Origin of the sequence: Zobellia galactanivorans (genome assembly GCF_000973105.1) — a bacterium.
Taxonomy (GTDB): Bacteria; Bacteroidota; Bacteroidia; order Flavobacteriales; family Flavobacteriaceae; genus Zobellia; species Zobellia galactanivorans.
On the sequence record NC_015844.1, the window covers coordinates 1,349,933 to 1,375,825 of the forward strand.

The following is a 25,893-nucleotide window of genomic DNA, read 5'->3' on the forward strand; positions in this document are numbered from 1 at the left end:
TATTAAACTATTTCGCTACGACCACGGAATCGCCAGCCACGAAAAACGCTTCAATTTCCGGGTCGACGCCATAGTTGACGGACAGCGTTGGGCTCTTGGTCTGAAGTTTTTCAAGAGCTTCCTTAGAAATGCCGGTTTGATACACATAGAGGTTTTTTAGTCCCTTCATATTTTCAAAGACCGGTATACTCTTATCGGTAATGGAAGTGGCATAGGTCTTTAAGAACTTCAGGTTTTTCAAGCTCGCCAATTTTTTAAGTTCGCTGTCACCTATTGGGGTTTTGTCGATTTCCAACCATTCCAGATTTTGGCATTTTGCAACAAAATCCATTTCCGTGCCCCCTATGGGCAGACCACTCAGGTCGAGTTCCACAATATGGCCAGCAATACGCTCTATGGCCACAATAGCCGCTGGATCGTACTCGGGCGGCAAATACACATCAACGCTCAAGGCATTGGAATTGCTTGCCACCCGCTCAATCGTCAGATAATCCGATCCCAAGTTTTGTAGGGTGCTATCGGCCACGAAGGGCAAGTCCGCCCATTTTGACATGGGGTCGGGCTCCATAAGCCCTTTGATCAGTGCGACCAAGGGTTCGCTTTTGGGCAATTGATCAAAACGCAAGGTATCGGAAGCCCCTAAGGCCACCCATCTTTCCAAGATTTTGATTTCCGCATCCGTTAGGGGCGTTTTCCCTTCGGGAGGCATATGTTCTTCGTTTTCCAAGGGCAAGTGTAACCTGCCTATCAATTCGCTCTTAAGGGGCTCCCCTGCAACAATCGTATGCCCGCTTTTACCACCTTCCAGCAGTTCCGCCATATTGGTCATCAGCAATTCCCCCTTCTTTTTATTGGCATTATGGCAAGACACGCATTTGTCATCCAAGATACGCGCCACCACGTCGGTATACACTATTGGGTTTTCGGGTAGCTCTTTTTGTTTTTTTGATGTCGGAAGGGCCAAAAACTCTTCCCCATGGGTCACCATTCCACCATAGTGTCCCGTAAACCCTACCAAAACGAGTAAGACAACTTGAAGTCCTTTCACGTAAACCGTTCGGTCCAGCCCCCTATCGCTCAGAAGGTACCATACCGATGCCATAAGGGCCACGGCGCCGCCCATCCACTGGTGCCAAAAGAGCAAATCGCCCTTTACGGCCGCTTCCTTTCCGAGAAAAAAACCGGATATAGCGGTAAGCAGGGCCGATAATACGGCTATGACCAACAAGCGATGTGGAATTGGCCTTCCCGTCAATCCTAAAAAAGCGGCTATAAGCAAGAGTACGATCGGAAAGTGAAGCACCAAAGGGTGCCAGCGTCCCAACCACGCCACCAGATTGGGCAGTACGATATACGCATCAAAAACCAAACAAAATACCAGGAATACGGATAGGCCCAAAACGGTATAATCTACCCAACGTTTTTTTAAAATATCGGTCATCGGCTATGCTAAAAGGTCTTTGACTACATTACCGGCCACATCGGTCAATCGAAATCGCCGACCTTGATATTTATAGGTCAATTGCTCGTGATCAAGTCCCATGGCATGCATTAAAGTCGCATGAAAGTCATTTACGTGTACGGGATTCTCAATAACGTTGTATCCAAACTCATCGGTCTTCCCGTAATTGAGTCCGGGTTTGATACCGCCTCCGGCCATCCAAATGCTAAAGGCCCTTGGGTGGTGGTCCCTACCGAAATCGGTCGGATCAAATTTGCCTTGGCAATAATTGGTCCTACCGAATTCACCGCCCCAAACCACTAAGGTATCTTCTAACATGCCCCGCTGCTTCAGGTCCATGACCAGGGCGGCAGACGCCTGATCCACATCTTTGGCCTGGCCTGCCATGGCATTAGGCAAATTACCGTGTTGGTCCCACCCTTGGTGATAGAGTTGTATAAAGCGTACGCCATTTTCCGCCAATCTTCGTGCCTGTAAGGCGTTTGCGGCATAGGTACCCGGAACCTGGCAGTCTTCACCGTACAGTTTGATAATCGATTCCGGTTCTTTTGAAATATCCATGACATCCGGCACCGACATTTGCATACGGTAGGCCATTTCATACTGGGCAATACGCGATTCTATCTCATCGTCGCCCGTCTCCACATGGTGTAGCTTGTTCAATTGGGAAACCTCGTTCAACAAATGGCGCTTGTCGGATCTTGAAATACCGTCGGGATCGTTCAAGTACAATACCGGATCTTTGCCCGAACGCAATAGTACCCCCTGATGTTTGGAATCTAAAAAACCACTTGACCATAGTTTGGAGTACAGTCCTTGGCTATTGCCCTTACCCCGTGAGGTAAGCACAACGAAAGAGGGCAAGTTCTTGTTTTCGCTTCCCAAACCGTAGCTCATCCATGATCCCATACTGGGACGACCCGAAATCTGGCTTCCGGTTTGAAAGAAGGTAATGGCGGGGTCATGGTTAATGGCTTCGGTATGCATACTGCGTACCACCGTGATATCATCGGCTATTTTTGCGATATGGGGAAAGTAGTCACTGATCCACGTTCCGCTATCGCCGTATTGCTTAAAATTGGTAGCCGCCGGCATCAATGGAAATTTGTCCTGCCCTGCGGTCATTCCGGTCAGGCGCTGTCCGTTCCGTATCGATTCGGGCAAGTCTTCCCCCATACGTTTGCGCAAGGTCGGCTTATAATCGAACGACTCGAATTGTGAGGGTGCCCCGGCCTGGAATAAATAAATTACCCTTTTCGCCTTGGGGGCAAAATGGGGTATCCCCAAGGGCTGGGTCAAAGGTTGGGCATTGCCTCCCTTGAACAAATCGGGAATCAACAATGACCCTAAGGCCAAGGAACCGATACCCACACTCAGTTGTGAAAAAAAATGGCGTCGATTTCCCTTTAGCGGATTTTCTTTTTGATTTTCGTCTTCTTTCATGGCCTATTCTTTTGTAATGGTTTCGTCTAAATTGTAAATCACCTGTGCCGTAAGCATCAGGGCTGCCGTTTTTCCGGGATCGACCGGTAATTGTTCGTATTCACCGACCGCGATCAGCTTTTCGGCACTTTCACTATCGTTCTTGTATTGCTCCAATGCGCTGTGGTAATAACCGTTCAAGGTCAATAACTCCTCTTCCCTCGGACTCCGCACAAGTATGCGCTTAAATAGGGTCGCCACAATATCGGGATCATCGGGGGTGGCCTCTATACAACGTTGTGCCAAGACCCTTGCCGCTTCCAATACCTGGGTATCGTTCTGCATCACCAAGGCTTGTAAGGGCGTATTGGTCTTCTGCCTCCGTACTTCCGAATAATCCCTTGTAGGCGCATCAAAAATCGTCATGTTCGGCGGTGGTAAAGTCCGCTTCCAAAAGGTGTACAACGAACGACGGTACAAATCTTCCCCAGTATCGGGTACGTATTTGGTAAGTACCCCGCGGTTGCCCCCCGCATTGGTCTCTTCCCATAGACCCGCAGGTTGGTAAGGTTTTACGCTAGGCCCTCCCAGTTCAGGGTTGAGCAAGCCGCTTGTGGCCAGAATATAATCCCTGATCATCTCACCGCTCATTCTAAAGCGCGGTGCCCGTGCCAACAATTTGTTTTCGGGATCGGCCTTTTTGAGATCGGACCGCAATTCCGATTTTTGCTGATAGGTTGCCGATAGCATTATCTTTTTTAGGAGGTACTTGATATCCCAATCGTGTTCCACAAAATCTACCGCCAGCCAATCCAATAGTTTGGGGTGGGTAGGCAGGCTTCCCTGAACTCCGAAATCTTCGGAGGTCTCTACCAAGCCCTTACCGAACAACATGGCCCAAATACGGTTTACATATACCCTTGCCGTTAGCGGATTTTCTTTATCGACCAGCCACTGCGCAAGTCCCAATCTATTCTTTGGAAGGTCATCGGAAAAGGCCAAAATGGCCTCGGGCGTTTTAGGGCTCACCGAATCTGCCGGTTGATCATATTGCCCCCTGTTTAATATATGGGTCGTTCGCGAAGCCGAATCGTTCATCACCATCACATTGATCTGCGACAGGCTATCCATATGGATAAACGATAAAACGTCTTCCGTTTCCTCCTTTGAAATAGTGATATAAGGGGGGTCGGCAAAGAATTTTCGCCTTCCTGCCTGAACGGCATCCATCTGCAAGCCCTTTTCATTGACCTGATTAAAAAAGGCGAACATCTCAAAATAGTCGGCCTGAGAAATGGCGTCGTACTTGTGGTCATGGCATTGGGCGCATTCCAAGGTAATCCCCAAAATGCCCTTCCCCAGTGTATTGGTGCGATCCAAAACGTAATTGGTACGATACTCTTCTTGGATCACCCCTCCTTCCTGGGTTATGGGGTGGTTGCGGTTAAAGGCCGTGGCCAGTATCTGCTCCTTGGTTGCATTGGGCAATAGATCACCGGCCAGCTGCCAAGTTAAAAACTCGTCATAGGGCAAGTTTTTATTGAACGCATGGATAACCCAATCACGCCAAGGCCACATGGTACGGTAACTATCGTCTTGATATCCGTGCGAATCGGCATAGCGGGCAACGTCTAGCCAAGACTGCGTCATACGTTCACCATAGGCGGGCAACGCTAAAAAAGTATCAATGATCTTGGCTACATCGGTTTCCGACCTAAGCTGTTCCACCTGCTCTAGCTGGGGCGGCAAGCCCGTTAAATCTAAGCTTATCCGTCGTATTAAGGTTTCTATGGCTGCCCTTTCCGAAGGGACCAAACCTTTTTCTTCCAGTTTTTCCAAAATGAAACCATCGATTTCGTTCTGCACCCACTGTGTGTTTTCCGTTTGGGGGGCGCTTTTCTTTTTAGGAGGAATATAAGCCCAGTGCTTTTCGAACTTTGCCCCTTGTTGGATCCATTTTTTTATTAATTTCTTCTCATAGGAATTCAAGGCCAATTTTGAATCGGGAGGGGGCATCAACACATCGTCATCATCGGAAACGACGACCTGGTACAACCTGCTTTTCTTCAAATTTTCAGAAACGATGGGATAGTGTCCGGGGTTTTCGGAAAGCTCCTTAAAAGCTGCCTCTTCCAAATCGAGACGCAAGCCCGCCTTTCTTTTATTGGCATCGGGTCCGTGACAGGTATAACAATTGTCGGAAAGAATAGGTTTGATATGAAAATTGTAATCTACGGTTTCAGGAAGCTTCATATCGGAATAGGCATTTTGTTCCCTATCGAATACCCCTTTCTTATATAGGAAAAGAAAACCGATCAAACTTGCCAAAGCTACTGCAATAATTACCTTATATTTCATTTTTAGGAATAGTACATTATACACTTAATGTTATTCCTTAAAAGTAATCGTTTAGGGCTCTGTCGGCAACTCAATGAGTTGTACTTTTTCGCTATTCTTTAGTATTTTTTGAATATTCAGCCTCATTTTCAATAAAATCACCAAAACTATCAATCAAAAGATAAAAATACATCAAGGCCAAAGCAGACATAGAGAGGTTAGGCCGAGAGTGTACTTAAGGCCAACCAGACCATGAGTCCCCCGCCGACCTCAAGGGCGGACTCATCAATATCAAAGGTGGGGGTATGCAAGCCCGAGCCAATATGCTTTTCCGCATTGCCCACACCCAACATGTAGAAGCAGGCGGGATTTTGTTGGCTGTAATAGGCAAAGTCTTCCGCAGCCATCCATTGGTCCAACCCTAACACGTTTTCCTTGCCGAGATAGTCTTCGGCCAAGGCCTTTAGCCGCTCGGTCAGTACAGGCTCGTTTTTTAAATGCGGGTAGCCGTGGTTAATCTTTAGCTCGCAACGGCCTCCCATGGCTTCGGCCAGTGTCGTCACCAATTTGTCGAGTTGTCCCAAAGCGGTCTTTCGCCAATCTTCGTCCAATGTTCGGAACGTACCTTCTATGACCACCTCATCAGGAATGACATTTATAGCCCCATCGGCGATTACCTTTCCAAAAGAAAGTACGGAAGGTATTTTGGGATCGGCCCTACGGCTGACCAATTGCTGGGCGGCCACTATGATATGGGAAGCGATCAAAACGGGGTCTATGGTCTTTTCGGGCATGGCGGCATGCCCCCCTTTCCCTTTGACCGTTAAAAAAAGTTCGTCCATACTGGCCATAAACTTTCCGGAGCGGAAACCTACCTTTCCCACCGGGATATCGGGCCGTACATGTTGCCCTAAATGCGGAAGGCTTCCTAAAGCCGTATAGGCCTTCTCACGGATAACCGCACTCGCTCCACCTGGACTCAACTCTTCCGCAGGTTGAAAAAGCAGCTTTACGCTTCCTGAAAAATCTTCCTTCAATTCCATTAAAATCTTGGCACAGAGTAAAAGCGAGGCACTATGGGCGTCGTGACCACAGGCATGCATGACCCCATCGTTTTTGGAAACATAATCGACCGCATTGCGTTCCTGAATGGGCAAGGCATCGATATCGGCCCGTAAGAGTACCGTTTTTCCCGCTCGCCCCCCATGGATGGTAGCCAAAAGCCCCGTTTCGGCAACCGATACAATATCGGTCACCCCTAGCGACAACAATTGTTCTTTAAGGTAGGCACAGGTACGGTGTTCTTGAAAGGAAAGCTCAGGATGCTGGTGCAGATACCTTCTTACGGAAACAAACTCGGGAGCATATTGGGCGGCAAGCCTTTTAATCTTTTGACGTTCATCCATAGAAAAGGTTTTTAAAAGCCTACCTCCGAAAACACCTTAGTTTTTTGAGAAGCGCAGATCGAAATTAACGGTAACCTCGTCCCCTACGATAATCTGCCCGAACATCGCCGTGGGGGATTCCATTCCATAATCTTGTAAGGTCAATTGCTTTTTCCCTGTAATTTTCAATCCTTCGGAATCGGATTCCATATCGACCGGAATCTCCACGGAATTCTCTACACCTGCGATGTTCAGCACCCCTACAAAAATCGATTTATCCTTTACTTCCTTAAGTTTGAACGTTATGGTCGGGTGCTCTTCCTTCTTAAGGGCGGCGTGCATTTTTTTATCCATGGCCGCTCCACGTTCACTCTGAATATTCTCGACGGCCACCTCAAAATCGATTTCGGTAGGCGCCGTACCGTCGTAACCCAATCGGCCCGAAAGGGCATTTGCCGCAACCGTCCAATCGTGCACGGTAGAAGTGCCACTGATCGTCAATTTACTCTGATCGGAAAGTACGTATTCATCTTGTGCCCTTCCCACAAAGGTAAAAGCGACCAAAAGCCATACTAAACATATATTTTTCATTGTAAGCATATGGAGCCAATTAAGTGATTGGCGTTATTAATTCTATTTCAACCTGACTTAGTACGCCCTACTATTCGTCCAAAACAATTTGCCAGAACTTTTTCTGCTCTTCAGGACTGGGCTGTTTCTTAGGACTCACCAACCGAAAGCCAACATAATTGGAATCGGTAAACCACCAAAAACTCTTTGGGATCTGGGGATCTCTTTTTTGTTGTTTCAGACTTGAGGCCGACCGAGCGGATGAACGCAGTTTATCGGCATCATCGTCCCATGAGCCCCCTCTGTACGACCTCGGGTGTATTACCGTGGGTGTCACCCATGGATTTTTGGCATCGGTTGTGGCATAGGCATCGCTCTTATACTCGTCCAAGGTCCATTCCGCGGCATTTCCGTGCATATCGTACAAGCCCCAAGGATTCGGTTTTTTACTTCCTACTTTGGCATACTTCCCATCGGAGTTTTTATAATAGACCGCATAGTCATCCAGTTGTGCGAGGTCATCCCCAAAACTGTAGGCCGTTTGTGTTCCTGCTTTTGCGGCATATTCCCATTCCGCCTCGGTAGGCAATCGATAGAATTTTCCGGTCACGGTACTGAGCCATTTGCAATAGACCAAGGCCGAATAGGCCGACATACTCACGGCAGGAAAACCGTCCTTGCCCATACCATAGGAAGGATCCTCATATGGTGGGCTTGGTCGGGTGATCGCATCGATTTTCATCACCTTATCATTCTCCAATTTAACAAATAGCTCTTTGTTCTGCTTAAAGAACAGTTCGAACAAATCCCAAGTCAATTCATGTTGGGCCATATAAAAGGGGTCGAGTTCCACTTCCTTCCGAGGTCCTTCATCGGCCTTTCTGTTCGCTTCAGTTTCTGGACTACCCATGGTAAATTTCCCCGCGGGGATGTAAACCATCTTAAACCCCTTATCGGTGCCGGGTACGATTTCAGTATAACCTTCAACAGCTTCCGGAACGGCTTTAGCGGTAGACGGGGCCTCCGTCTGTGCCACTGGAGCCGGGCTTTCTGCCGCTGGTTTTGAAGTTTTACAAGACTGTAGCATCACGCCTAGAAGGCAGACTGCCATGGTAACTTTAGTATACGGAATTTGCATTGATGTTTGGTTTTTGTTAAAAATAGCTTTTTTTATCGATAGAACACAAACCCGCCCGCCTTAAAAACACAGTACGGACAAAGAGATAACAAGACTTACAGCTTTTGTTTGAAAAAGCAACAAAACCAATGATGGCATAACATTGTGGGGCACGGTCCACAGAATCGCTTCACCAAAAATAGCCTATATTTGGGCCTACACTAGAAATGATAAGCGCGATGAAAAAAATAAAACTACTCGTCCTTGCCCTGTTCGTATCGGCAGGTGTATTGGCTCAAAAGTCAAATACAAAAACCCTGGAAAAGTTCAACGAACTCAAAGTCTACGATCGTATTATCGTTAAACTTGTAAAAAGCAACGAGAACAAATTGGTCATTACCGGCGATGACAAGGATGAAGTAAACATCTCCAACAAGAACGGACTCCTAAAGATAAAAATGGAGTTCGATAATTTCTTAGATGGGAACGAGGCAAAAGCCACCCTATACTACACCGAGGAACTCACCTTGATCGATGCGAACGAAAACGCAAGCATACAATCCGACGAAACGGTAAAAGGGGAACGCGTTGAAATCAAGACCCAAGAGGGAGGACAGATAGAACTAAAAGTGGACATCAAGGATCTTTATACTAAATCCGTTTCCGGCGGGGAAGTAACCCTTAGCGGTTCGGCCGACCAGCAAGAGATTATGGTGAATACGGGAGGAAAAACCTACAATAAGCAGCTTGACACCAAGGAAACCACGGTAGTGGTCAATGCCGGGGGAAGGGCCGACGTAAACGCCTCCGAAAAAGTTAGCGCCAAAGTACGTGCAGGTGGATCCATCTACATTTACGGAAACCCTAAAAGCGTTGAAAAGGACAAAGTCTTTGGAGGAAAGATCAAAGAAATGGATTAAGCCTATTGCTCAATATCACGGGCTTCAAAGGCTACCAGTTCGTTATCTTGGAATTGCGGACTTACCTCTATCGGATTACAACAGACCTCACAGTCTTCGACATAGGTCTGTTTGCTTACGGACGGGTCCATCAACATAGATATCTCTTCCCAGCAATACGGGCATTGAAAAAAGTGTTCGTACATGCGTATCGGGTTATAGGTGAATCAAACTACGCCGCTTTGACGACTCGTAAATGGCATTTATAAGTGCCACGGATTTTCTGGCTTCCTCTCCATCTACCATTGGCGGCCGCTTCATCTGGATGGCCTCGACCATATCTTCGAGTACCGTTTTATGGTTTTCATGACCGATTGCGGTCGGATCCGAAGCCCCACTCCCCAAGGTTTCCGACGATACACCTTTAGGGTCTTCCCCTTCGACATTCCAAGCAATGATCTGCCCCCCTTCCATAATGATACTACCTTTCTCCCCATACACCTCCAAGCGCTCGGGATAGCCAGGATAAAGGGCCGTTCCTGCCGTAAGGGTGCCGATGGCCCCATTGCTATAATTCACTAGGGCAGCGCCCACATCTTCCCCTTCAATTTTGTGGACCCTCGTTTGCACATGGGCATAGACCGAAACAACGGGGCCCATAAGGTTCATAAGTAAATCTATGGTATGGATGCCCTGATTGATAAAGGCCGCACCACCATCCAAAGCCAGGGTACCGCGCCATTCGCTCTTTGCATAATAGTCTTCTGACCGATACCAATCGATACTGGCGTTTCCCATAAGCAGCTTCCCCAACTTACCCGACCGTATGGCCTCCTCGGCACGTTTATAGTCCGCCGCACATCGATTTTGAAGAACACAGCCCAAATAAACCTGGCGTTCTTTGCACAAGGTGATAAGGGCATCTATCTTTTCCGTGGTTACTTCTAAGGGTTTTTCACTTAAAATATGCTTGCCCGCCATTGCCGCAGCCTCGATCGCCTCCCCATGTTTACCGCTCTCGTTGCACACACATACAAGGTCGATATCGCTTTCGGCAAGAAACTCTTGGTAATCACTAAAGACCGGATATCCGAATTCGGCCTCAACTTCCCTAGCCCTATCGGGAGATGTAGTACATAGCGCCACGACCTTGGCCGTTGCCATTTCTGAAATACACTTGAGATAGGTGCGTACGATGGATCCCGTACCCACGATTCCGATACCGATTTGCGACATGTAAAAGCTATTTTGGAGTTTCGACTATACTACGAAGAAATTACGTAAGCGACAAACCAAGCTATTAGGTTACAGTTCAACATTCAACAATTGCCCCGTAAGTTGAAGCAATTGCAATTCCGCCAATTTGGCGTCATACTTGGCCAAATTCTTATTGGTCTGGGCATTCAAAAGATTGATCTGCGCCTGACGAAATTCTATAGACGTAATCCGCCCCAATTGAAACTGTTCTTTGGAGCGCTCAAAATTGTTGCGGTTGGTGATTACGTTCTGCTCTTGGATCTCATAAATGTTCAAGCGGTTTTCATAGCTCGCCAAGGCATTGAGAATATCACGGTCGACTTCAAGCTCTACTTGTTCTTGAAGCAACTCTTGGTTTTCATAGCTTATTTTAGAATTCTTGAGCAAGGTAGTGGTCCTTCCCCCATCAAAGAGATTCCAGGTCAGACTCGCCCCCAAACCGAAGGTAAGGCTAGACCGGTTACTCCCGGGAATAACTTGGCCCGGCAAAAACGAATTGGGCGCACTTTGGTTTAGGTTCCATCCGTAGGAACCCGTCAGACCGATTTGCGGCAAATACCCCGAACGATTGACCTTGATATCGTATTCGTTAATGTTCAGGTTGCGTTCCGCCTGAAGTATGGATACATTGTTTTCCCGTGCCTGGGCGATCAATTCGTCCAATTGCAAACGCGGAATAAACTTGACAATGGTATCTACCTGAAAGTCCTCGCTCAGACTTTGATTGAGCACAACGTTCAAGTCGCGTTTTGTATTGGCCAGTTGCTGTTTGGTGTTCAACAGGTTGATACTGTCATTGGTAACATCGACCTGGGCATTTAAAATATCCAATTTGGTATTTTGCCCGTATTCAAAAGCATATTCCGCCCGTGTAATACGGTCCAATGAAATTTCGAGGGCCTGCTTGAGCACATTTTCGTTCTCGGTAAGTCGCGCCACCTCAAAATAGATGCTAAACAATTGCAACAAGGTATTCTCTACGGTTTCCCTGGCCTGAAGCTCGGTAAGCTGGTATTGTTCTTTTAGCCTTTTGTAATTATACAACCTTCCTAGTCCATCAAACAAGGTATAATTCAAGTTCAACCCGGCATTATAGGTTTGCGATTCGGCATGATCGATCTCTAGGTCTTCACGTGCGCCGCCCGACGTATCGAACTGCCCGGGGTATTCCGTGCTACTGTTCAGGTCATTGTAATTGGCTCCGGCAGTACCGGTCAAACTGGGAAGGTATCCCGAATTCAGTATCCCTTGGTTGTTATCGGCAATTTTGGTCAGGTTTTTGGCCATCTTTATACCAAAATTGTGCTCGAGGGCCAAACGTACGGCCTCTTCTTTAGACAAACGTTTTTCTTGGGCACTCAACCCAAACGTAAGGCAAAGAAAAATAAGGCTAGTTACAATTTTATGTATCATTCTTGTTCTGGTTTCTTTGGATGGGTAGTCGTAGGTATATCCTCCCCAGTTTGTGTCGTTCCCGTTTTGTCTTCTGACGCCTCCTTCAACAAATGTTCTGGCCGTTCAGACATATGTTCTTCTTCCTTTTGTTCCTTTATGGCGCGCTCAACCTCTTCCTTGGTAATATCGTCACCCGTCTTCAGCCACTTGGCCGTCACTTTAAACCTATTGCTAAAGGCCAAGAACAAAGGCAATAACAACAAGGTAAGCACGGTGGCAAATGCAATACCATAAGCAATGGATATGGCCATAGGCTTTAAGAACTGCGCTTGCCTACTTTTTTCCAACAAGAGGGGAGCCAGACCTGCGATAGTGGTTATAGACGTCAAAAATATGGCCCTAAAACGAGAACGCCCTGCCTCGTAAATGGCATCGTCAAATTTCATTCCATCGCGCAGATTGCCATTGAACTTACTAATGAGTACAAGACCATCGTTCACCATAATACCGATAAGGGCGATAATACCCAACATGGATAAGATGTTTACGGGAAAATCATGGATCCAATGCCCCCAAGCCACCGCGGTCAAACTGAAAGGCACCAATAAAAGCAATAACAGCGGTTGACTAAAACTTCTGAAGGTAAATGCTATGGTAATATAAATCAATAACAAGACCGAAAGACCGACTACCCTTAAGGAACTCGTCATCTTATTGGCTTCCCTGTTCTGCCCTTCATAAGAAGCGCTAACGGTAGGGTATTTTGATTGTATCTCGGGCATTACCTCGGTACGGATTTCATCCATAATATCCGTAGCACTGGTGGTCTTAGCATCTTTAATATCGGCTGAAACCTGAATTTCACGCTGCCCTTCGAGGTGGTTGATCGCCACATCGCCCCGTTCGATGATATAGCTGGCGATTTCCTTTAAGGGTACGCGGTCACCACTTGGCGTAGCTATCCGCATTTCGTCAAGGTCGGTAATCGATGAGCGGTTTTCTCGATCGTACCGTACCCAAACCTTAATTTCGTCTTGCCCTCTCTGAAAACGTTGGGCCTGTGTACCAAAAAACCCAGCCCTGACCTGGTTCATTACGGTACGGAGGTCAAGGCCTAACAAGTAGGCATTTTCCTTTAGTTCAAGTCTTATTTCCTTGATTCCCGCAGGATCATTGTCCGCTACATCCTTCAACAAGGCATTATTTTCAAGTACCGCCTTAAGTTCCTTTTTGGCCGCCTTCAATTCGGCAATATTGTTTCCTAAAAGGGAAACCGACACAGGGTTGCCCCCAAAATTTCCTCCCGAACCATAGATAAGGCTTTCCACTCCGATTACCGGCCCCATCAATTCTTGCAGGCGGTTGGTCACCATATCCGAACTAATTTCATCAGGTCTTTCTTCACCCGGCAAAAGGTTGATATCCAATGATGCGGCCGCACTACCCGGACCAATTTTTCTAATGGTGTTCTCAAACAAGACCTTACCCGTTCCCTTTAAATACTTTTCGGTAAGCTCTTGATTGACGATTATCGATTTCTCCTCAATTAACGAGATAATGGAATCGGTCACCTTTTCATTGGTTCCGTTGGGCATCAAGAGTTCTACGGAAACACGGTCACTGGCCACCCTTGGAAAAAAGGCGGTTCTAATGATCCCACCACCTACGGACCCCAAAGTAAGCACCAAGGCCATCACAAAAAAGGCAAACATCAGCACCTTGTAGCGCAATCCGAAGCGCAAGGCCGGACTGTATAACTTGTCTCGCATCCAGACCATAAAACGGTCTCCCATTTCGTTGATAACACGCAACTTTGCAAAAGCTTTCCCTACGGCCGTCGTAGGCTCCTTATCTATGGTCTTCAAGGCCTTTGAGTGGGCCAAATGCGCCGGTAGGATAATCAGGGCCTCAATTAGCGAAACTGCCAAGGTCAGTATAACAATAACCGACACCTCTCCAAAGAACTCCCCTATCCTTCCATCTAAAAACAGGAATATGGAAAAAGCCAATAATGTGGTGATAATGGCCGAAACTATGGGAGGGATTACCTCCATGGTACCATCAATGGCAGCCTGTATAGGCGACTTGCCCTTTTCGTAATGCTGATAAATGTTCTCCGCAATTACAATACCGTCATCGACCAGAATACCGATTACGATAATCATACCGAAAAGCGACAGCACATTGATCGTTACATCAAAATAACCGGCGAAAATGAACATTCCCAAAAAGGAAATAGGCAGGCCAAAGGCCACCCAAAACGCCAGGCGCGTATTTAAGAACAACGATAAGAAGATGAGCACCAAGATCATACCTACTATAGCATTTTCGGTAAGCAGCTCGGTACGCTGGTTCAAGGTGATACTACGATCACTGACCACGCTCAATTTTATGTTGTTATGTTTATGGTTGAAATCTTCTATGTATTCTTTCACCTTTTCCGCAGAGCCCAAAAGATCTTCGGTATTGGTACTGGTGATAGAAGCATTAACGGAAAGGTTCCCATCAAAATAAGAAGCATTGGGCGATTCTTCAAAACGGTCGCGTATGATGGCCACATCCTTTAACCGCACTGTACTACCCGAAGCATCGGCCCGAATAATCAGATTGGAAAGCTCATCGCCATAATAGGCCCTGTTATTGGCCCGTATCAAATACTCCTCGGCATCGGTCTTGATATTTCCCCCCGTTACCAAAATATTGGCATTGGCCACCGCTTGCGAAACTTCGCTAAAGGACATATTATAGGCCAGTAAGCTATTTTCGTTAACGGCAATCTCTATTTCCTCCAAGGGATAACCGCTCATTTCTATCTGGGAAATGCCATCAATCGTCCGCAATTCGTTCTCGACCTGTCTACCGACTTCCTTTAATGTAGCCAATGGTATATGGTCGCCGCTTATGGCGAAGGTTATGGTCTCCCTTACGGCCTCAAGTTTTGAGACGATCAAAGGCTCCATCCCCGTAGGAAACGAAGGCACCCTATCTACCGCATTCTTTACCTCGAGAAGCATAAAATCGATATCGCGACCCTTCTCGATCTCAACATTGATCACACCACTATTTTCCCGCGCCGTAGAGGTAACACGATCCACGCCCTCCAAGCCCTTGAGGTTATCTTCGATCTTAAGTACGATACCCTCTTCCACCTCTTGAGGCGAAGCTCCCGGATAAGTTATATTGATGGTAATGTTCTTTGAGTCGGTAAGCGGAAAATAACTCGATTTCAATGAAAGCGCCCCGACTACACCAAATATCATAAAGGCCAAGACAAAGACATCTACCGCAACATGGTACTTTATAAAATAAGAGATGATGTTCCTCATTATTCCGCTGTTTTTACATTAGTCTCATCAAAGACCTTGACCAGCATACCGGCATACGCACCGACCACAGGTTTGGAAACAATGGTCAATCCGTCAGGGACATTTTTTAGTATTACCTTTTTTTCGGAGAAATAAACGGGCTTAACATCAATGACATCCAAAATGGTGTCCCTAACCACAAAAATCCTATCGTTCTCGAGCAAGAGCCCCCTGTCGATCTCTATGGCATCTTTTTCTTCCTTGGCATCGAGGCTGGCCTCAAGATACATTCCCTCCTTTAGGTTGGGATCTTTTACCTCAATAAAAGCCTTGATGGTCTGTGAAGCCTGATCTACCTTTCCATTGATTCGGGTTACCTTACCCGTATAAGTCTTCGTTCGGTTCAAGTTGACCAATTCTACGCTCTCACCTACCATCAGCAAGTCTCCATAGACCTTACCTATGGCCACTTCCAATTCGTAAACATCGGTATTGATAAACTCGCCCAGTTTTTGGCCCGACCTTACCAAGCTACCTTCGGTAACCAAGGCTTCGGTGAGCACCCCGTTGAAAGGGGCGGATATTCTGTATTTGTATAAGCGTTGCTCTAAATTCTTAACATTGTAAAAACTGGTCAATACACCGCGTCCGGAAATAAAGTACTTTTCTTTCTCAGAAGTCATTTCGGGCAAAGCCGGCGTACTTTTATCCATATCGAAATCACTGAGATATTTTTGCCACTTCGGAAAGACCTCAGGATAATCGAGTCTTAAATCGGGCATTATGGAAGTAATCAAATTGTACAAACTGCTTTTGGCCGATTGTACACTTGCGGCATATTCGGAAGCATCGATACCGATAATGGTCTCGCCCGACCGATACACTTGCCCGGCCTTGAATAGCTTATGTCCTCTTTTAAAGACACCTTGAACCTCGGAATAGAGCTCTACCCTTTGTTTTGCCCTAAGATTACCGTTAGCCGGAATGACTATGGAAACCGTTCCGTTTTTAACCGTATCTACAAAAACCGTTTTGACAATTTTTTCAGGTTGAGGCCTTGGTCTTTTCTTATTGTTTACAATGGTTATGGCTCCGTAGATAGAAACAATAATCAGTAAAACACCAATAATGGATAAGATGATCTTTCTTGTATTCATAAGTGGTTGGGCTATTTGGCCAAAAATGCTTGGACTACAAAACTATTTAATAGTTTAAGCCCGTTAAGTTAAATGTATCTTAAAACATTGTTTTTTGCACTATGCACAAAAAAAGGGATACTCTACAGTATCCCTTTAACCAAACTAACTAATAAATTATGGAAATCTATTTTTCTATTCTTCGTCTTCAAATTTTGTATCGGCCATTCTTGTTTTGCCATACTTTACATTTTTGAAATCGATTTTATCGTCTTCCCTATCGTAATCGAATACCAAGAATTCTTTCTCTTCCAACGATTTCAAGTTCTTGAACGAATCAAACTTATTGTTTTGTATCTGTAATACCTCTAGGCTGGCAAGCTGACCGAATTCTTCGGGTACATCTCCGCCTAATTGGTTATTGGCCAACACAAGCTCCTTCAATTTGGTCAGACCTCCAATTTCGGAAGGAATGCTTCCTTCCAAGGTATTTTCAAAAAGACCGAGGCTCTCCAATTGCGCCAAACCACCGACCGATTTAGGAATATTTCCCTTTAAACTATTACTGGAAAGGTTCAACACCTTTAAGTTCTTGATTTCCCCAATACTCTCGGGAATGCTTCCTGTCAAGAAATTATTGAATGCGGTAAATTCCCTAAGGCTTCGCATTCCACCCAATTCTTCGGGCAGTTCGCCCTTAATTCGGTTCATTTCCAATTTTAGCACTTGAAGTCTCGACAACTGGGCAATTTCTTTCGGAAGTTCGCCGGTAATCCCGTTAAAGGCCAAATTCAACTTCTCAAGCTTTTCAAGATTGGCAATACTGGCCGGGATCGTTCCTTGTAGGTTATTTTTAAACAAATTGATTTCTACCACACGATTGTTTCGCACGGTAATACCTTGCCATGTCTCTATATCAGCGGTCAAATCCCACTTCCTTTCCCACGAATCCCCATCTGTAGCATTGTAAAGATCTACAAGAAATTCTTTCTCTTTGTTCGGTACTTCGGCCCATACCGTATGCACGGTAATGCAGAGAAGTATCAGACAACTAAATAGATTTTTCATATCATGTTTTTTTCGATTGACAGTAAGCTTGGGCGTAAGTCACTGAGAATTACCCTACAAAGTAAGACTAAACATGGTCGAAAAACAAAAAATATCGATTAAGTGCTTGAATATGTTGTGAAAACCCGATAATCTGTTGTAAGAACAAACACGGGCCCTAGATTGGACCTTTTTCTAGAAATTTTCAAGTTCCAAGGTAATATCTTCCCATTTGGCCATCAGCTGCTCCAATTGCTTTTTCTTCTTCTGATAGCCATCGAAAAAATTAGGCTTGGCAATGGTAGCGTCGTAATCCATCATCAACTGATGGTCTATTTCGGCAATCTCCTTTTCAAGTCTAGAAATATCACTTTCTACATTGCTCAATTTATTCTTAAGTGATTTTAATCTCTTTTGATCCTTAAAATCGTTGCCACTGGATTTAGGCGTTACGGCCTTTTTTTGTTGGTCCTGTTTTTTTTCAATGGCCCTAAAATCTTCGACCTTACGTTGCTCAAGGTAAAAATCGATATCGCCTAGATATTCCTTAATCCCTTTATCCTTAAACTCATACACCTTATTGGTCAGCCCTTGAAGGAAGTCCCTATCATGCGAAACCAGCACCAGGGTACCGTCAAAATTCTGCAATGCCTGTTTCAGCACATTCTTCGATTGTATATCCAAGTGGTTGGTAGGTTCATCCATAACCAACACATTAAAGGGTTGCAACAACATTTTGGCCAGAGCCAAACGGTTTCTTTCCCCTCCGGAAAGCACCTTTACATATTTTTCGACCTCATCTCCCCGAAACAGGAAGGATCCCAATATATCCCTTACCTTACTTCGGTTCTTTTCGTTGGCGGCGTCGATCATGGTATCCAATATGGTTTTGTTCCCATCAAGGTACTCGGCCTGGTTCTGGGCAAAATACCCAATTTGCACATTGTGCCCCAACTTCATTTTACCTTCGTAATCAAGATCCCCGACCATTATCTTGGCCAATGTGGATTTTCCTTGGCCGTTTTGTCCCACGAAAGCGGTTTTACTATCACGTTCCAACAGCAGGTTGATATCTTTTAAAACCTCTTTGCTTCCGTAGCTTTTACAAAGGCCTTCTAGCTCAGCTATCACCTTACCGGGCGTTACCGAAACCGGAAAACGCAGGTTCATGACGGCGTTGTCATCTTGATCCACCTCAATGCGCTCCATCTTATCCAGTTTCTTGATAAGCGATTGCGCCATGGAAGCCTTGGTACTTTTGGCCCTAAACTTTTCGATAAGCCGTTCGGCCTGTTGAATTTCCTTTTCTTGGTTCTTTTGGGCATTGAGCTGTTGCTCTTTGATCTCGCCCCTAAGTTTTAGAAATTGTGAATACGGCTTATTGTAATCGTAGATCCGGCCCAACGAAATTTCTATGGTTCGGTTGGTCACGTTATCCAAGAACATCTTATCATGCGAAACAATGACAACAGCCCCCGTATAACCGTTCAAGAACTGCTCTAACCAAATGATCGACTCAATATCCAAGTGGTTGGTAGGCTCATCTAAAAGCAGTACATCGTTGCTCTGTAGCAATAACTTGGCCAATTCTATTCGCATACGCCACCCCCCTGAAAAGGTATCGGTCTTTTTATCGAAATCCTCACGCTTGAAACCAAGGCCGAGCAAGATCTTTTCGGTCTCGCCCTGGTAATTATACCCCCCTAAAATTTCATACCGATGTGTAATATCGCTCAAATCGACCATTAACTGATGGTAGATCTCACTTTCATAATCGGTTCGTTCGGCCAATTGATGGTTGATATCATCGAGCTTGAGCTCCAATGCCTTTATTTCCTCAAACGCTTGATACGACTCTTCCAAAACGGTACGTCCCACGACAAAATCAATATCCTGACGAAGAAAACCGATCTTGATGTTCTTCTCCGTAGCGATCGTACCCGAATCAATAGGCATATCTTTTGACAGCAATTTTAAGAGTGTTGATTTACCCGCCCCGTTCTTGCCGATGAGACCTACCCGGTCGCCCCCGTTCAAACGAAATGAAATTTCTTCGAAAAGATATTCTCCGCCAAAGGATACGGAAAGATTATGAACGTTCAACATACTATAAAATTCTAGATTAAGATAGGCTTCGTGCCTAAAAGGTGGTTTACTCTGTTACTAAGAAAAAAACTATTATTTGTAATAATCGTTACGTTGAATGAAAAGTCAAAATTGTACTTTTGTCCAAAGTTTTGCAAATGTTAAAAAAAGGAAACAAACTATACAGCATTTTAACAGGAAGTTGTCCCAAATGCCATGAAGAGAGTATGTACGAAGACAAAAACCCCTATCATTTGGGTAAAATTTTCGACATGCACGAACGTTGCTCCCATTGCGGCACCAAATATAAGATAGAGCCCTCTTTCTTTTACGGGGCCATGTACGTTAGCTATGCCGTGGGTATCGCCTTTGCCGTAGCCGCATTCGTCATCAGCTTTTTATTCGTAGGGACCAACTTGGTCAACACCTTTATTGCCATCGTCTGCACGATGATCGTGTTTATGCCCCTGATCATTCGACTTTCAAGAAACATCTGGATCAATTTCTTTATTGGCTACGACCCCAATGCCGTGGCCGAATACCATAAAAAAGCTACCGAAAATACTTCTGCGTAAAACGGGCTATATCGAGCTGTGGGTCTAAGGCCTCCCTGTTTTCGACAAAACCGTACAATTGCTTCGATGCCGATGGCCCTATTAGCACTCCTCGGGAACCAAAGCCGTTAAGCACATACATATGCTCCATTTTGGGATGTCTGCCCACCAAAGGCTTCCTATCCTCGACCGTAGGGCGTATACCCGCAACTTGGTCGATAAGTTCAAAATCGCATTTCAACACGGCCCGTAATTTATCCAATAGACCGTTCTTAGCGGCTTCGGTAGGCGTATTCGTCTTGTCGTTCCGCTCATAATTGGCCCCTACCCGATATACATCGCCCCCTTGGGGAATAATGAATATGGCCGACTTAATGGCCTTATCCTCTTTTAGGTCGGGTGCCTTGACCATTAAATATTCGCCTTTGGAACCTTGCAACGGCAAGTAGTTGAAAAAAGGATTGCTCTTTAAACCATAGCCCTCGGCAAAAACAATACGTTTGGCCCTCAGGGTGCCATAGGCCACACCTTCTTCGGTATGCCGTAAGTTGTCAAAATCAAAAGTCTCCTCTAGCAGCAATGCTTTTTCAAGAAGGTATTTTTTATAGGAAGACAAGAGCGCTTCGGTATCTATTCTTCCGGTATGTTTTACCTCGCCAAATCCGAAAGGGGCGTCTATTCCGGCATTGGTATTGGGTATGAGGTCCGTACTCAAAAACTTGCCCAAGCCTTTTTTATCGGAAGCTTCAAACCATTGGTTTTGCTCTTCCGCAGAGTGAAAGCGTCGATACACCGGAAGCCCGTAGTCAAGCCTCACCTTTAGTTTGGCCTCCAAATCGGCATAAAAGCTCTTTGCCTCCTTCAACTGTTCATCGGCCTGCCAGGCCAAAGTAAACCGCTTTAAGATAACAGGGTTATAAAGCCCTCCCGCAACCTTGGAAGAGGTTTGTGAATTATCGTTGATGACCTTAAAAGTCTTATTGTGCCCCTCTAACTGTTCACAAAATGAAATACCGGCCAAACCCAGGCCTACAATTATATAATCTACCATGTCCCAAAGGTAGAAAATTGACAATCAAAAAAGCGCCCCGACAAAAAATGTCGGGGCGCTAAATACTATTTGAATTGGAATGTTCTAGGGTCTAGTAAGCCCACATATCTTGTTCACGGTCTCTAATGACCTCTTGAATCCTAGTGGCTTCAAGCAATTGGAACAAGGCGTTGTCGGTGATATAATCGTTTACCTTTCGATCGCCATGAACGTTGTCTTCCCTATAGATTACACCGTTGAAACGTCTTGCGTTAAGCAACATATCAAAAGAGATAGGCTGTGCAGAGTTTCTTTGGTTGAAGACTTTGGCCTCATGCAATATCTGTCGGGCATCTGGGTACCATACCCAAAAAAGCTCAACCTTGGCATCACTGGGATCCATAGAGTCATCATCAATAAAGTTAACATCCGGGGCAACCGGGGCTATACCTAACAAGCGGTACTTTAGCTCTCCCTGACGTTTATCAAAATACCACATACCTTTAATTCGGTATTCCTCAATATCGGCTGCGGTAAGGGTTCTCTTCATTACATACTCAGGAGACAATTCCTCCCCAGCATTGATCTGTTCGTAACCGTAATCGGTAGTATCTACCTTTTGCAGTGTACTCTCAAGATCACTAAACTTTCGTTTATCGGTAAAATAAGAATCCGCATACACATCTTTCAGTCTACCATTTTTGATGTTCTTAATAAGCACATCGTACAATGATCTTCTGTCGTTGCCTATATCGATAGTGTCAGTAGGGTAGTATAAGGGGAAGTTCACCCTTTCGTCAAGATCAATAACTTCCCAAACGGTCTTAGACCAAAGGATATCACGATCATCAACATAACCATACTCAAGGGGAGCATCATTGTCCAAAGCTTTCTGAGCTTCGGTCTTGACACCTATTTCCTCGGGCTTTTTGGCGTTCAAGATGTTCGCCTGCGCCATCATGGAAACCGGTAACAAAGTTACTGCACCAATTACTAAAGCATTTTTCCAATTCATGTTTGTAAAATTTTAAATTACCGAGCGATCAGAAGACCGCTCGGTTTTACTAGTTGTTATTAGTTTGTTATCTCCACTACAACCGGAGATACTTTCTTCAATTTATAACTCTTGTTATTTGTAATGTAAGCTTGGATATCAAATATCTGAACAGCATCACCTCTTTTGGCTCTTTTAAGGGCCGACTTGGCATTAGCGTTCAATCTGTTTCCGTTTACGCTTACGGTAGGCTGACCAGGAACCTTGAACTTAAATCCGCTAACGGCAAGGTTCAAGTCAAAATCAAAGTCCTCTAACATTGCACCGATAGTAGCGATTTCCATGTTGGCCCTAGGCATTTTAGCACTACCTGTCTGCTTACTTACAGAACCGGCAGGTCTTGGAATATCCTTAATCCTGAACTCAGATTTAGAAGATATGGTCTGACCATCGGGTAATTTACCAGATGCGGTAATCGTAACCGTTCTACCTGTACCAGGGTTCATAACATACTTGCTACCTCCTACTGATTTCAAACCAGGTGCAGAAGCGTTAACTTTGTTATTAGGTATACCAGGTATAGAAATACTCATTGGGTTAGCTACACCACGATAAACAACGTTCATCTTATCGGCAGCGATCAAAGCAGCATTAGGCTTGCTAATAGTAGCAAAACTATTCTTAACCGGTACGGGAATCTCTTCGCCATCTTGCTTAAAGTACAATGTACCCTCTACAACGTGATCACCTGCAGCACCTGCACCGATCAACATTTTAACACCACCGGCCTCTAATTTATAGTCGGTACCTTCAGAAAGTTTTCTTCCATCAAGGGTCAACTCAGCTTTTACTGGTGTAGAAGAATTATCGGTTTTACTAATGATAATCTTACCGTCGTACTTCTCACCGGCATAAAAGGCAGACTTACTAGCCTGTAGCGATGTTGCAAAATTCTTAAGTGATACTTGGCTGGTCAACTCACCTTCCAACATTCTTTTCAGAGCGTCTTCCTCAGTGGCCTTAACGTCTGCTTGAAGCGCAGTAATCTTGGCTAAAGAAGCTACTAAGGGATATCCTTCGTAGTGGTAATTGATCCAATCTTGTTTTGTACCGTCCCTTTTTACTTCCTGACCGTTTTCATCACCGGTCTTGAAGCGGACATTTACAGATTCTTTCAAATCCTTTGGTACGATAGCCGCAACTTGTGTACGGTAATCATTGATTCTTTTCATAAACTCCTTTCCACCTTCGGAAAGATTATCGCCTTGAAAGAATTTTTGATCTAAGAAATCGGAATTGTCCATTCGTGCATAATCTTTTGCATCTTCCAGACCTTCTGTCATTCCTTGTTTAAGACCCTCAAGATAGTCGTAATAATCTTGCGACAATTGCTTGATTTTTTGGGCGTCTTGATAAAGCTTTCCGTATTTCTCCGAATCTTCGGAAGCTTTAGTTTCTAGACCATCTAAGAAAGCTAGGTTACTTTCTGTGGTCTTTGCGTTAGAAGCCTCCATCTTTTCGTTCATAATACCGAAAGCTGCAAGTACTTCTTTACTCATGTTTAACGCCAGCATAGCGATGAAGATCAAATACATAAGATTGATCATCTTCTGACGTGGTGTTGCTTTTCCTCCTGCCATGTTTTTTTCTAATTAGATTTGATTAATTGTTCGATTTGGGGTTAACTAATCTCTAATTAGTTTCTGTTCATTGCAGTCAACATACCTCCGTAGACTCCGTTCAAAGAAGAAAGGTTGGTAGCCAATGACTCCATTTGATCTTTTAGGGCAGATGCGTTCTGTACAACTTCTTCGTTTACCGAAGCTTGTTTGCTAGCGCTTTCCAACTGTACTTTGTACAAGCTGTTCAAAGATTCCATCTGGGCTGCGGCCTGAACCATTTCCTCAGAATATTTTCTTGTAGACTCCATAGCGTCAACCGTTGGGGCAATACCTTTGGCAGCACCTTCAAAGTTGCGGATACTAGAACCAAGGCTCTCCATTAAGCTGGCATCAACACCGGCTTCTTTTAGCAAGTTGTCCAATTTAGCGGACAATGAAGCCTCAGCTTCCTTGATTTCCTGGGCTTCGTTACTTCTAGCAACTCCTGAAGAAGCACCACCGGCCAATTCTGGATATACTAAAGACCAATCGTACTCGTCATCTACAGGCTCAAATGCACTAATGGCAAAAATAAGAGCTTCAGTGATAAGACCTATCGCCAAAAGAAGACCACCTGTTAAAGGTCCGAATTCCCAGTGAAGTATCTTGAATAACGCACCAATAATTACTACCGACGCTCCAAGACCGTAGGCCATGTTGAATAACTTTTTTGTTGATTTTGACTGTGCCATAATTTAAGATTTAATTTGAAATTTAATGTTAATAATAAAGATTTGGTTTACTGTTTGATTTGTTTTCGTCATTTCCAATGGCTTGAAAAATCCGAGGGTGTATTTGTGTATTTGAAATAAACTATAAAACGTAGGTGTTCTATTGTGTTGAATCTTCTTCTCCCATATAATCCTGTACCGTTCTGAAACCGATGTAACTACGTGCCGAATCGGCATATTCGTAATCTCTTGTACTTACCTGTAGGAAGTAAGCAACATCTTTCCAAGAACCACCTCGTATTACTTTTCTAGCATTTGCCCCGTCGCCACCGTTGGGGTTCATTGTAGAAACGAATTCGTAAGATGATGGATCATAGCTGGAGTTGGTCCATTCAGACACGTTACCGGCCATGTTGTAAAGGTTGAAGTCGTTAGGCTCATATGATTTCGCTTCTACAGTGTATAAAGCTGCATCGGCCGCATAATCGCCTCGTTGTGGTTTAAAGTTTGCCATAAAGCAACCTGTATCGCTTATCACGTAAGGTCCGCCCCATGGGTAGGTTCCTCCTTCGATACCACCTCTGGCAGCATATTCCCATTCAGCTTCGGTAGGTAACCTGAACTGGTTTACAAATTGCTTGCCTTTACTTTTTTGGTCATCGTTCTTGAACTTGGTCCTCCAGTTACAGAAGGCCCTGGCTTGCTGCCAAGACACCCCGACTACAGGATACTCGCTGTACGCATCGTGCCAAAAGTAATCGTTGTGCATCGGTTCATTGTACGAGTATTCAAAATCACGGATCCAAACGGTTGTATCTGGATAGATTTCAAGTTCTTCCTGACGGATAAAATCTTTTCTGCTTCCGGTTCTAGAACGGGCGGCAGCTTCGATATCCATCCAGCTGTACTTGTACTTCAATTTGGTTACATCGATAGTACGCTGACCGTTATACGATTCCTCTTCGGGAATGTACAAGGAATCCATAACCTCGGTATAATACTCATCTGGATATTCAGAGATATCCCAGATCAAATCTTCTTCTTTGTTCAAAGCGCGACCTTCAAAACCAGTTTCGCCCATGCCGGCATAATTGTCCAACATGTACTTGTCGTAAGCTGAAAGTTTTGTTGTGTCCGCATCCTTGAACGCATACTCGCCAATACCTCCGTCTTCCGGCCCCAAACCTAGTTCGTCGGCCAATATGGCCAATCGCGTCCTGGTAATGGAATCCTGCACCCATTCTACGAACTGACGATACTCGCTGTTCGTAATCTCGGTATCATCCATGTAGAACGATCTGACCGTAACGGTCTTTGTTGGTGCGTTCAGAACTTTAGCCTGGTCTTCTTCGGATTTACCCATGATAAAGGAACCTCTTGGAATGAGCTCCATACCATAAGGTTTCTCAGGGTACCATTTCTTTCCTTGGACCCCGACTAGCTCTCCTTTGGTTTTTGACCCGCAACTGCTGAGCAAAAAAACAAACGCTATAGATGATAACAATAGCTTTTTCATACTTTAGGTTAAATTTCGATTCTGGTTACTAACTGCAAATACTATGATTT

General features: G+C 45.0%; 20 protein-coding genes. 2 read left to right on the top strand and 18 right to left on the bottom strand.

All coding sequences use genetic code 11. The features are described 5' to 3' along the window. Positions 1 to 7: 7 nt before the first annotated feature. From ZOBGAL_RS05320 to ZOBGAL_RS05345, 6 genes are all read right to left on the bottom strand, one after another. The gene (locus ZOBGAL_RS05320) at positions 8 to 1,441 is read right to left on the bottom strand and encodes a c-type cytochrome domain-containing protein (protein ID WP_013992497.1); all 1,434 of its coding nucleotides are present in this window, start codon (positions 1,439 to 1,441) and stop codon (positions 8 to 10) included. 3 nt (positions 1,442 to 1,444) lie between these two features. Continuing rightward, the gene (locus tag ZOBGAL_RS05325; RefSeq protein WP_013992498.1) at positions 1,445 to 2,905 is read right to left on the bottom strand and encodes a DUF1501 domain-containing protein; all 1,461 of its coding nucleotides are present in this window, start codon (positions 2,903 to 2,905) and stop codon (positions 1,445 to 1,447) included. Positions 2,906 to 2,908: 3 nt separating this feature from the next. Then, positions 2,909 to 5,242, bottom strand: coding sequence for a PSD1 and planctomycete cytochrome C domain-containing protein (locus ZOBGAL_RS05330; protein ID WP_013992499.1), 2,334 nt, complete (start codon positions 5,240 to 5,242; stop codon positions 2,909 to 2,911). Positions 5,243 to 5,439: 197 nt separating this feature from the next. Continuing rightward, positions 5,440 to 6,627, bottom strand: a complete 1,188-nt coding sequence (locus ZOBGAL_RS05335; RefSeq protein ID WP_013992501.1) for a M20 metallopeptidase family protein — start codon at positions 6,625 to 6,627, stop codon at positions 5,440 to 5,442. Positions 6,628 to 6,663: 36 nt separating this feature from the next. Beyond that, positions 6,664 to 7,197 (bottom strand): YceI family protein, encoded by a 534-nt coding sequence (locus ZOBGAL_RS05340; RefSeq protein ID WP_046287363.1) that lies wholly within the window; start codon positions 7,195 to 7,197, stop codon positions 6,664 to 6,666. Positions 7,198 to 7,267: 70 nt separating this feature from the next. Next, on the bottom strand, positions 7,268 to 8,314 hold the full coding sequence (locus ZOBGAL_RS05345; protein ID WP_013992503.1) for a formylglycine-generating enzyme family protein: 1,047 nt from the start codon (positions 8,312 to 8,314) through the stop codon (positions 7,268 to 7,270). A gap of 218 nt (positions 8,315 to 8,532) precedes the next feature. On the opposite strand from ZOBGAL_RS05345, the gene ZOBGAL_RS05350 reads away from it, so the two are divergent. Then, the gene (locus tag ZOBGAL_RS05350) at positions 8,533 to 9,213 is read left to right on the top strand and encodes a head GIN domain-containing protein (RefSeq protein WP_046287364.1); all 681 of its coding nucleotides are present in this window, start codon (positions 8,533 to 8,535) and stop codon (positions 9,211 to 9,213) included. A 2-nt stretch (positions 9,214 to 9,215) separates the two neighbouring features. Here the strand turns inward: ZOBGAL_RS05350 and ZOBGAL_RS05355 are convergent, their stop codons facing one another. From ZOBGAL_RS05355 to ZOBGAL_RS05385, 7 genes are all read right to left on the bottom strand, one after another. Further along, positions 9,216 to 9,398 carry a CPXCG motif-containing cysteine-rich protein gene (locus ZOBGAL_RS05355; protein WP_046287365.1) on the bottom strand — a complete coding sequence of 61 codons (183 nt, stop codon included), beginning with the start codon at positions 9,396 to 9,398 and terminating at the stop codon, positions 9,216 to 9,218. 10 nt (positions 9,399 to 9,408) lie between these two features. Further along, entirely contained in the window at positions 9,409 to 10,428 is a 1,020-nt protein-coding gene (locus ZOBGAL_RS05360; RefSeq protein ID WP_013992506.1) for a Gfo/Idh/MocA family protein, read from the bottom strand. Between the two features lie 69 nt (positions 10,429 to 10,497). Then, a complete protein-coding gene (locus ZOBGAL_RS05365) occupies positions 10,498 to 11,862 on the bottom strand; it encodes a TolC family protein (RefSeq protein WP_013992507.1) in 1,365 nt (454 codons plus the stop codon). Next, the gene (locus ZOBGAL_RS05370; protein WP_013992508.1) at positions 11,859 to 15,170 is read right to left on the bottom strand and encodes an efflux RND transporter permease subunit; all 3,312 of its coding nucleotides are present in this window, start codon (positions 15,168 to 15,170) and stop codon (positions 11,859 to 11,861) included. The genes ZOBGAL_RS05365 and ZOBGAL_RS05370 overlap by 4 nt, the downstream gene beginning before the upstream one ends. Next, positions 15,170 to 16,306 (bottom strand): efflux RND transporter periplasmic adaptor subunit, encoded by a 1,137-nt coding sequence (locus tag ZOBGAL_RS05375; protein ID WP_013992509.1) that lies wholly within the window; start codon positions 16,304 to 16,306, stop codon positions 15,170 to 15,172. The genes ZOBGAL_RS05370 and ZOBGAL_RS05375 overlap by 1 nt, the downstream gene beginning before the upstream one ends. A gap of 174 nt (positions 16,307 to 16,480) precedes the next feature. Then, positions 16,481 to 17,353, bottom strand: a complete 873-nt coding sequence (locus tag ZOBGAL_RS05380; protein ID WP_013992510.1) for a leucine-rich repeat domain-containing protein — start codon at positions 17,351 to 17,353, stop codon at positions 16,481 to 16,483. Between the two features lie 174 nt (positions 17,354 to 17,527). Next, entirely contained in the window at positions 17,528 to 19,438 is a 1,911-nt protein-coding gene (locus ZOBGAL_RS05385; protein ID WP_013992511.1) for an ABC-F family ATP-binding cassette domain-containing protein, read from the bottom strand. 137 nt (positions 19,439 to 19,575) lie between these two features. On the opposite strand from ZOBGAL_RS05385, the gene ZOBGAL_RS05390 reads away from it, so the two are divergent. Next, a complete protein-coding gene (locus tag ZOBGAL_RS05390) occupies positions 19,576 to 19,992 on the top strand; it encodes a DUF983 domain-containing protein (RefSeq protein ID WP_013992512.1) in 417 nt (138 codons plus the stop codon). On the opposite strand, the gene ZOBGAL_RS05395 is transcribed toward ZOBGAL_RS05390, so the two are convergent. The 5 genes from ZOBGAL_RS05395 to porK all read right to left on the bottom strand — a co-directional run bounded on the left by ZOBGAL_RS05395 (position 19,970) and on the right by porK (position 25,843). Beyond that, a complete protein-coding gene (locus tag ZOBGAL_RS05395) occupies positions 19,970 to 21,022 on the bottom strand; it encodes an NAD(P)/FAD-dependent oxidoreductase (protein ID WP_013992513.1) in 1,053 nt (350 codons plus the stop codon). The two genes, ZOBGAL_RS05390 and ZOBGAL_RS05395, sit on opposite strands and share 23 nt — an antisense overlap. 91 nt (positions 21,023 to 21,113) lie before the next feature. Further along, positions 21,114 to 22,016 carry a type IX secretion system ring subunit PorN/GldN gene (gene porN, locus ZOBGAL_RS05400; protein ID WP_013992514.1) on the bottom strand — a complete coding sequence of 301 codons (903 nt, stop codon included), beginning with the start codon at positions 22,014 to 22,016 and terminating at the stop codon, positions 21,114 to 21,116. A gap of 59 nt (positions 22,017 to 22,075) precedes the next feature. Then, positions 22,076 to 23,635 carry a type IX secretion system motor protein PorM/GldM gene (gene porM, locus ZOBGAL_RS05405; RefSeq protein WP_013992515.1) on the bottom strand — a complete coding sequence of 520 codons (1,560 nt, stop codon included), beginning with the start codon at positions 23,633 to 23,635 and terminating at the stop codon, positions 22,076 to 22,078. 56 nt (positions 23,636 to 23,691) lie between these two features. Continuing rightward, the gene (gene porL, locus ZOBGAL_RS05410) at positions 23,692 to 24,348 is read right to left on the bottom strand and encodes a type IX secretion system motor protein PorL/GldL (protein ID WP_013992516.1); all 657 of its coding nucleotides are present in this window, start codon (positions 24,346 to 24,348) and stop codon (positions 23,692 to 23,694) included. Between the two features lie 139 nt (positions 24,349 to 24,487). Continuing rightward, the gene (gene porK / locus ZOBGAL_RS05415) at positions 24,488 to 25,843 is read right to left on the bottom strand and encodes a T9SS ring complex lipoprotein PorK/GldK (protein WP_013992517.1); all 1,356 of its coding nucleotides are present in this window, start codon (positions 25,841 to 25,843) and stop codon (positions 24,488 to 24,490) included. Positions 25,844 to 25,893: the final 50 nt, after the last annotated feature.

What these genes read in the sequence shown, in the direction of transcription:
- ZOBGAL_RS05350 (WP_046287364.1), top strand. Translation starts at nt 8,533, where the DNA reads ATGAAAAAAATAAAACTACTCGTCCTTGCCCTGTTCGTATCGGCAGGT.
- ZOBGAL_RS05370 (WP_013992508.1), bottom strand. Translation starts at nt 15,170, where the DNA reads ATGAGGAACATCATCTCTTATTTTATAAAGTACCATGTTGCGGTAGAT.
- ZOBGAL_RS05325 (WP_013992498.1), bottom strand. Translation starts at nt 2,905, where the DNA reads ATGAAAGAAGACGAAAATCAAAAAGAAAATCCGCTAAAGGGAAATCGA.
- ZOBGAL_RS05320 (WP_013992497.1), bottom strand. Translation starts at nt 1,441, where the DNA reads ATGACCGATATTTTAAAAAAACGTTGGGTAGATTATACCGTTTTGGGC.
- ZOBGAL_RS05385 (WP_013992511.1), bottom strand. Translation starts at nt 19,438, where the DNA reads ATGTTGAACGTTCATAATCTTTCCGTATCCTTTGGCGGAGAATATCTT.
- ZOBGAL_RS05340 (WP_046287363.1), bottom strand. Translation starts at nt 7,197, where the DNA reads ATGAAAAATATATGTTTAGTATGGCTTTTGGTCGCTTTTACCTTTGTG.
- ZOBGAL_RS05330 (WP_013992499.1), bottom strand. Translation starts at nt 5,242, where the DNA reads ATGAAATATAAGGTAATTATTGCAGTAGCTTTGGCAAGTTTGATCGGT.
- ZOBGAL_RS05355 (WP_046287365.1), bottom strand. Translation starts at nt 9,398, where the DNA reads ATGTACGAACACTTTTTTCAATGCCCGTATTGCTGGGAAGAGATATCT.
- porN (WP_013992514.1), bottom strand. Translation starts at nt 22,016, where the DNA reads ATGAATTGGAAAAATGCTTTAGTAATTGGTGCAGTAACTTTGTTACCG.
- ZOBGAL_RS05380 (WP_013992510.1), bottom strand. Translation starts at nt 17,353, where the DNA reads ATGAAAAATCTATTTAGTTGTCTGATACTTCTCTGCATTACCGTGCAT.
- porK (WP_013992517.1), bottom strand. Translation starts at nt 25,843, where the DNA reads ATGAAAAAGCTATTGTTATCATCTATAGCGTTTGTTTTTTTGCTCAGC.
- ZOBGAL_RS05365 (WP_013992507.1), bottom strand. Translation starts at nt 11,862, where the DNA reads ATGATACATAAAATTGTAACTAGCCTTATTTTTCTTTGCCTTACGTTT.
- ZOBGAL_RS05360 (WP_013992506.1), bottom strand. Translation starts at nt 10,428, where the DNA reads ATGTCGCAAATCGGTATCGGAATCGTGGGTACGGGATCCATCGTACGC.
- porM (WP_013992515.1), bottom strand. Translation starts at nt 23,635, where the DNA reads ATGGCAGGAGGAAAAGCAACACCACGTCAGAAGATGATCAATCTTATG.
- ZOBGAL_RS05390 (WP_013992512.1), top strand. Translation starts at nt 19,576, where the DNA reads ATGTTAAAAAAAGGAAACAAACTATACAGCATTTTAACAGGAAGTTGT.
- ZOBGAL_RS05345 (WP_013992503.1), bottom strand. Translation starts at nt 8,314, where the DNA reads ATGCAAATTCCGTATACTAAAGTTACCATGGCAGTCTGCCTTCTAGGC.
- ZOBGAL_RS05375 (WP_013992509.1), bottom strand. Translation starts at nt 16,306, where the DNA reads ATGAATACAAGAAAGATCATCTTATCCATTATTGGTGTTTTACTGATT.
- ZOBGAL_RS05335 (WP_013992501.1), bottom strand. Translation starts at nt 6,627, where the DNA reads ATGGATGAACGTCAAAAGATTAAAAGGCTTGCCGCCCAATATGCTCCC.
- ZOBGAL_RS05395 (WP_013992513.1), bottom strand. Translation starts at nt 21,022, where the DNA reads ATGGTAGATTATATAATTGTAGGCCTGGGTTTGGCCGGTATTTCATTT.
- porL (WP_013992516.1), bottom strand. Translation starts at nt 24,348, where the DNA reads ATGGCACAGTCAAAATCAACAAAAAAGTTATTCAACATGGCCTACGGT.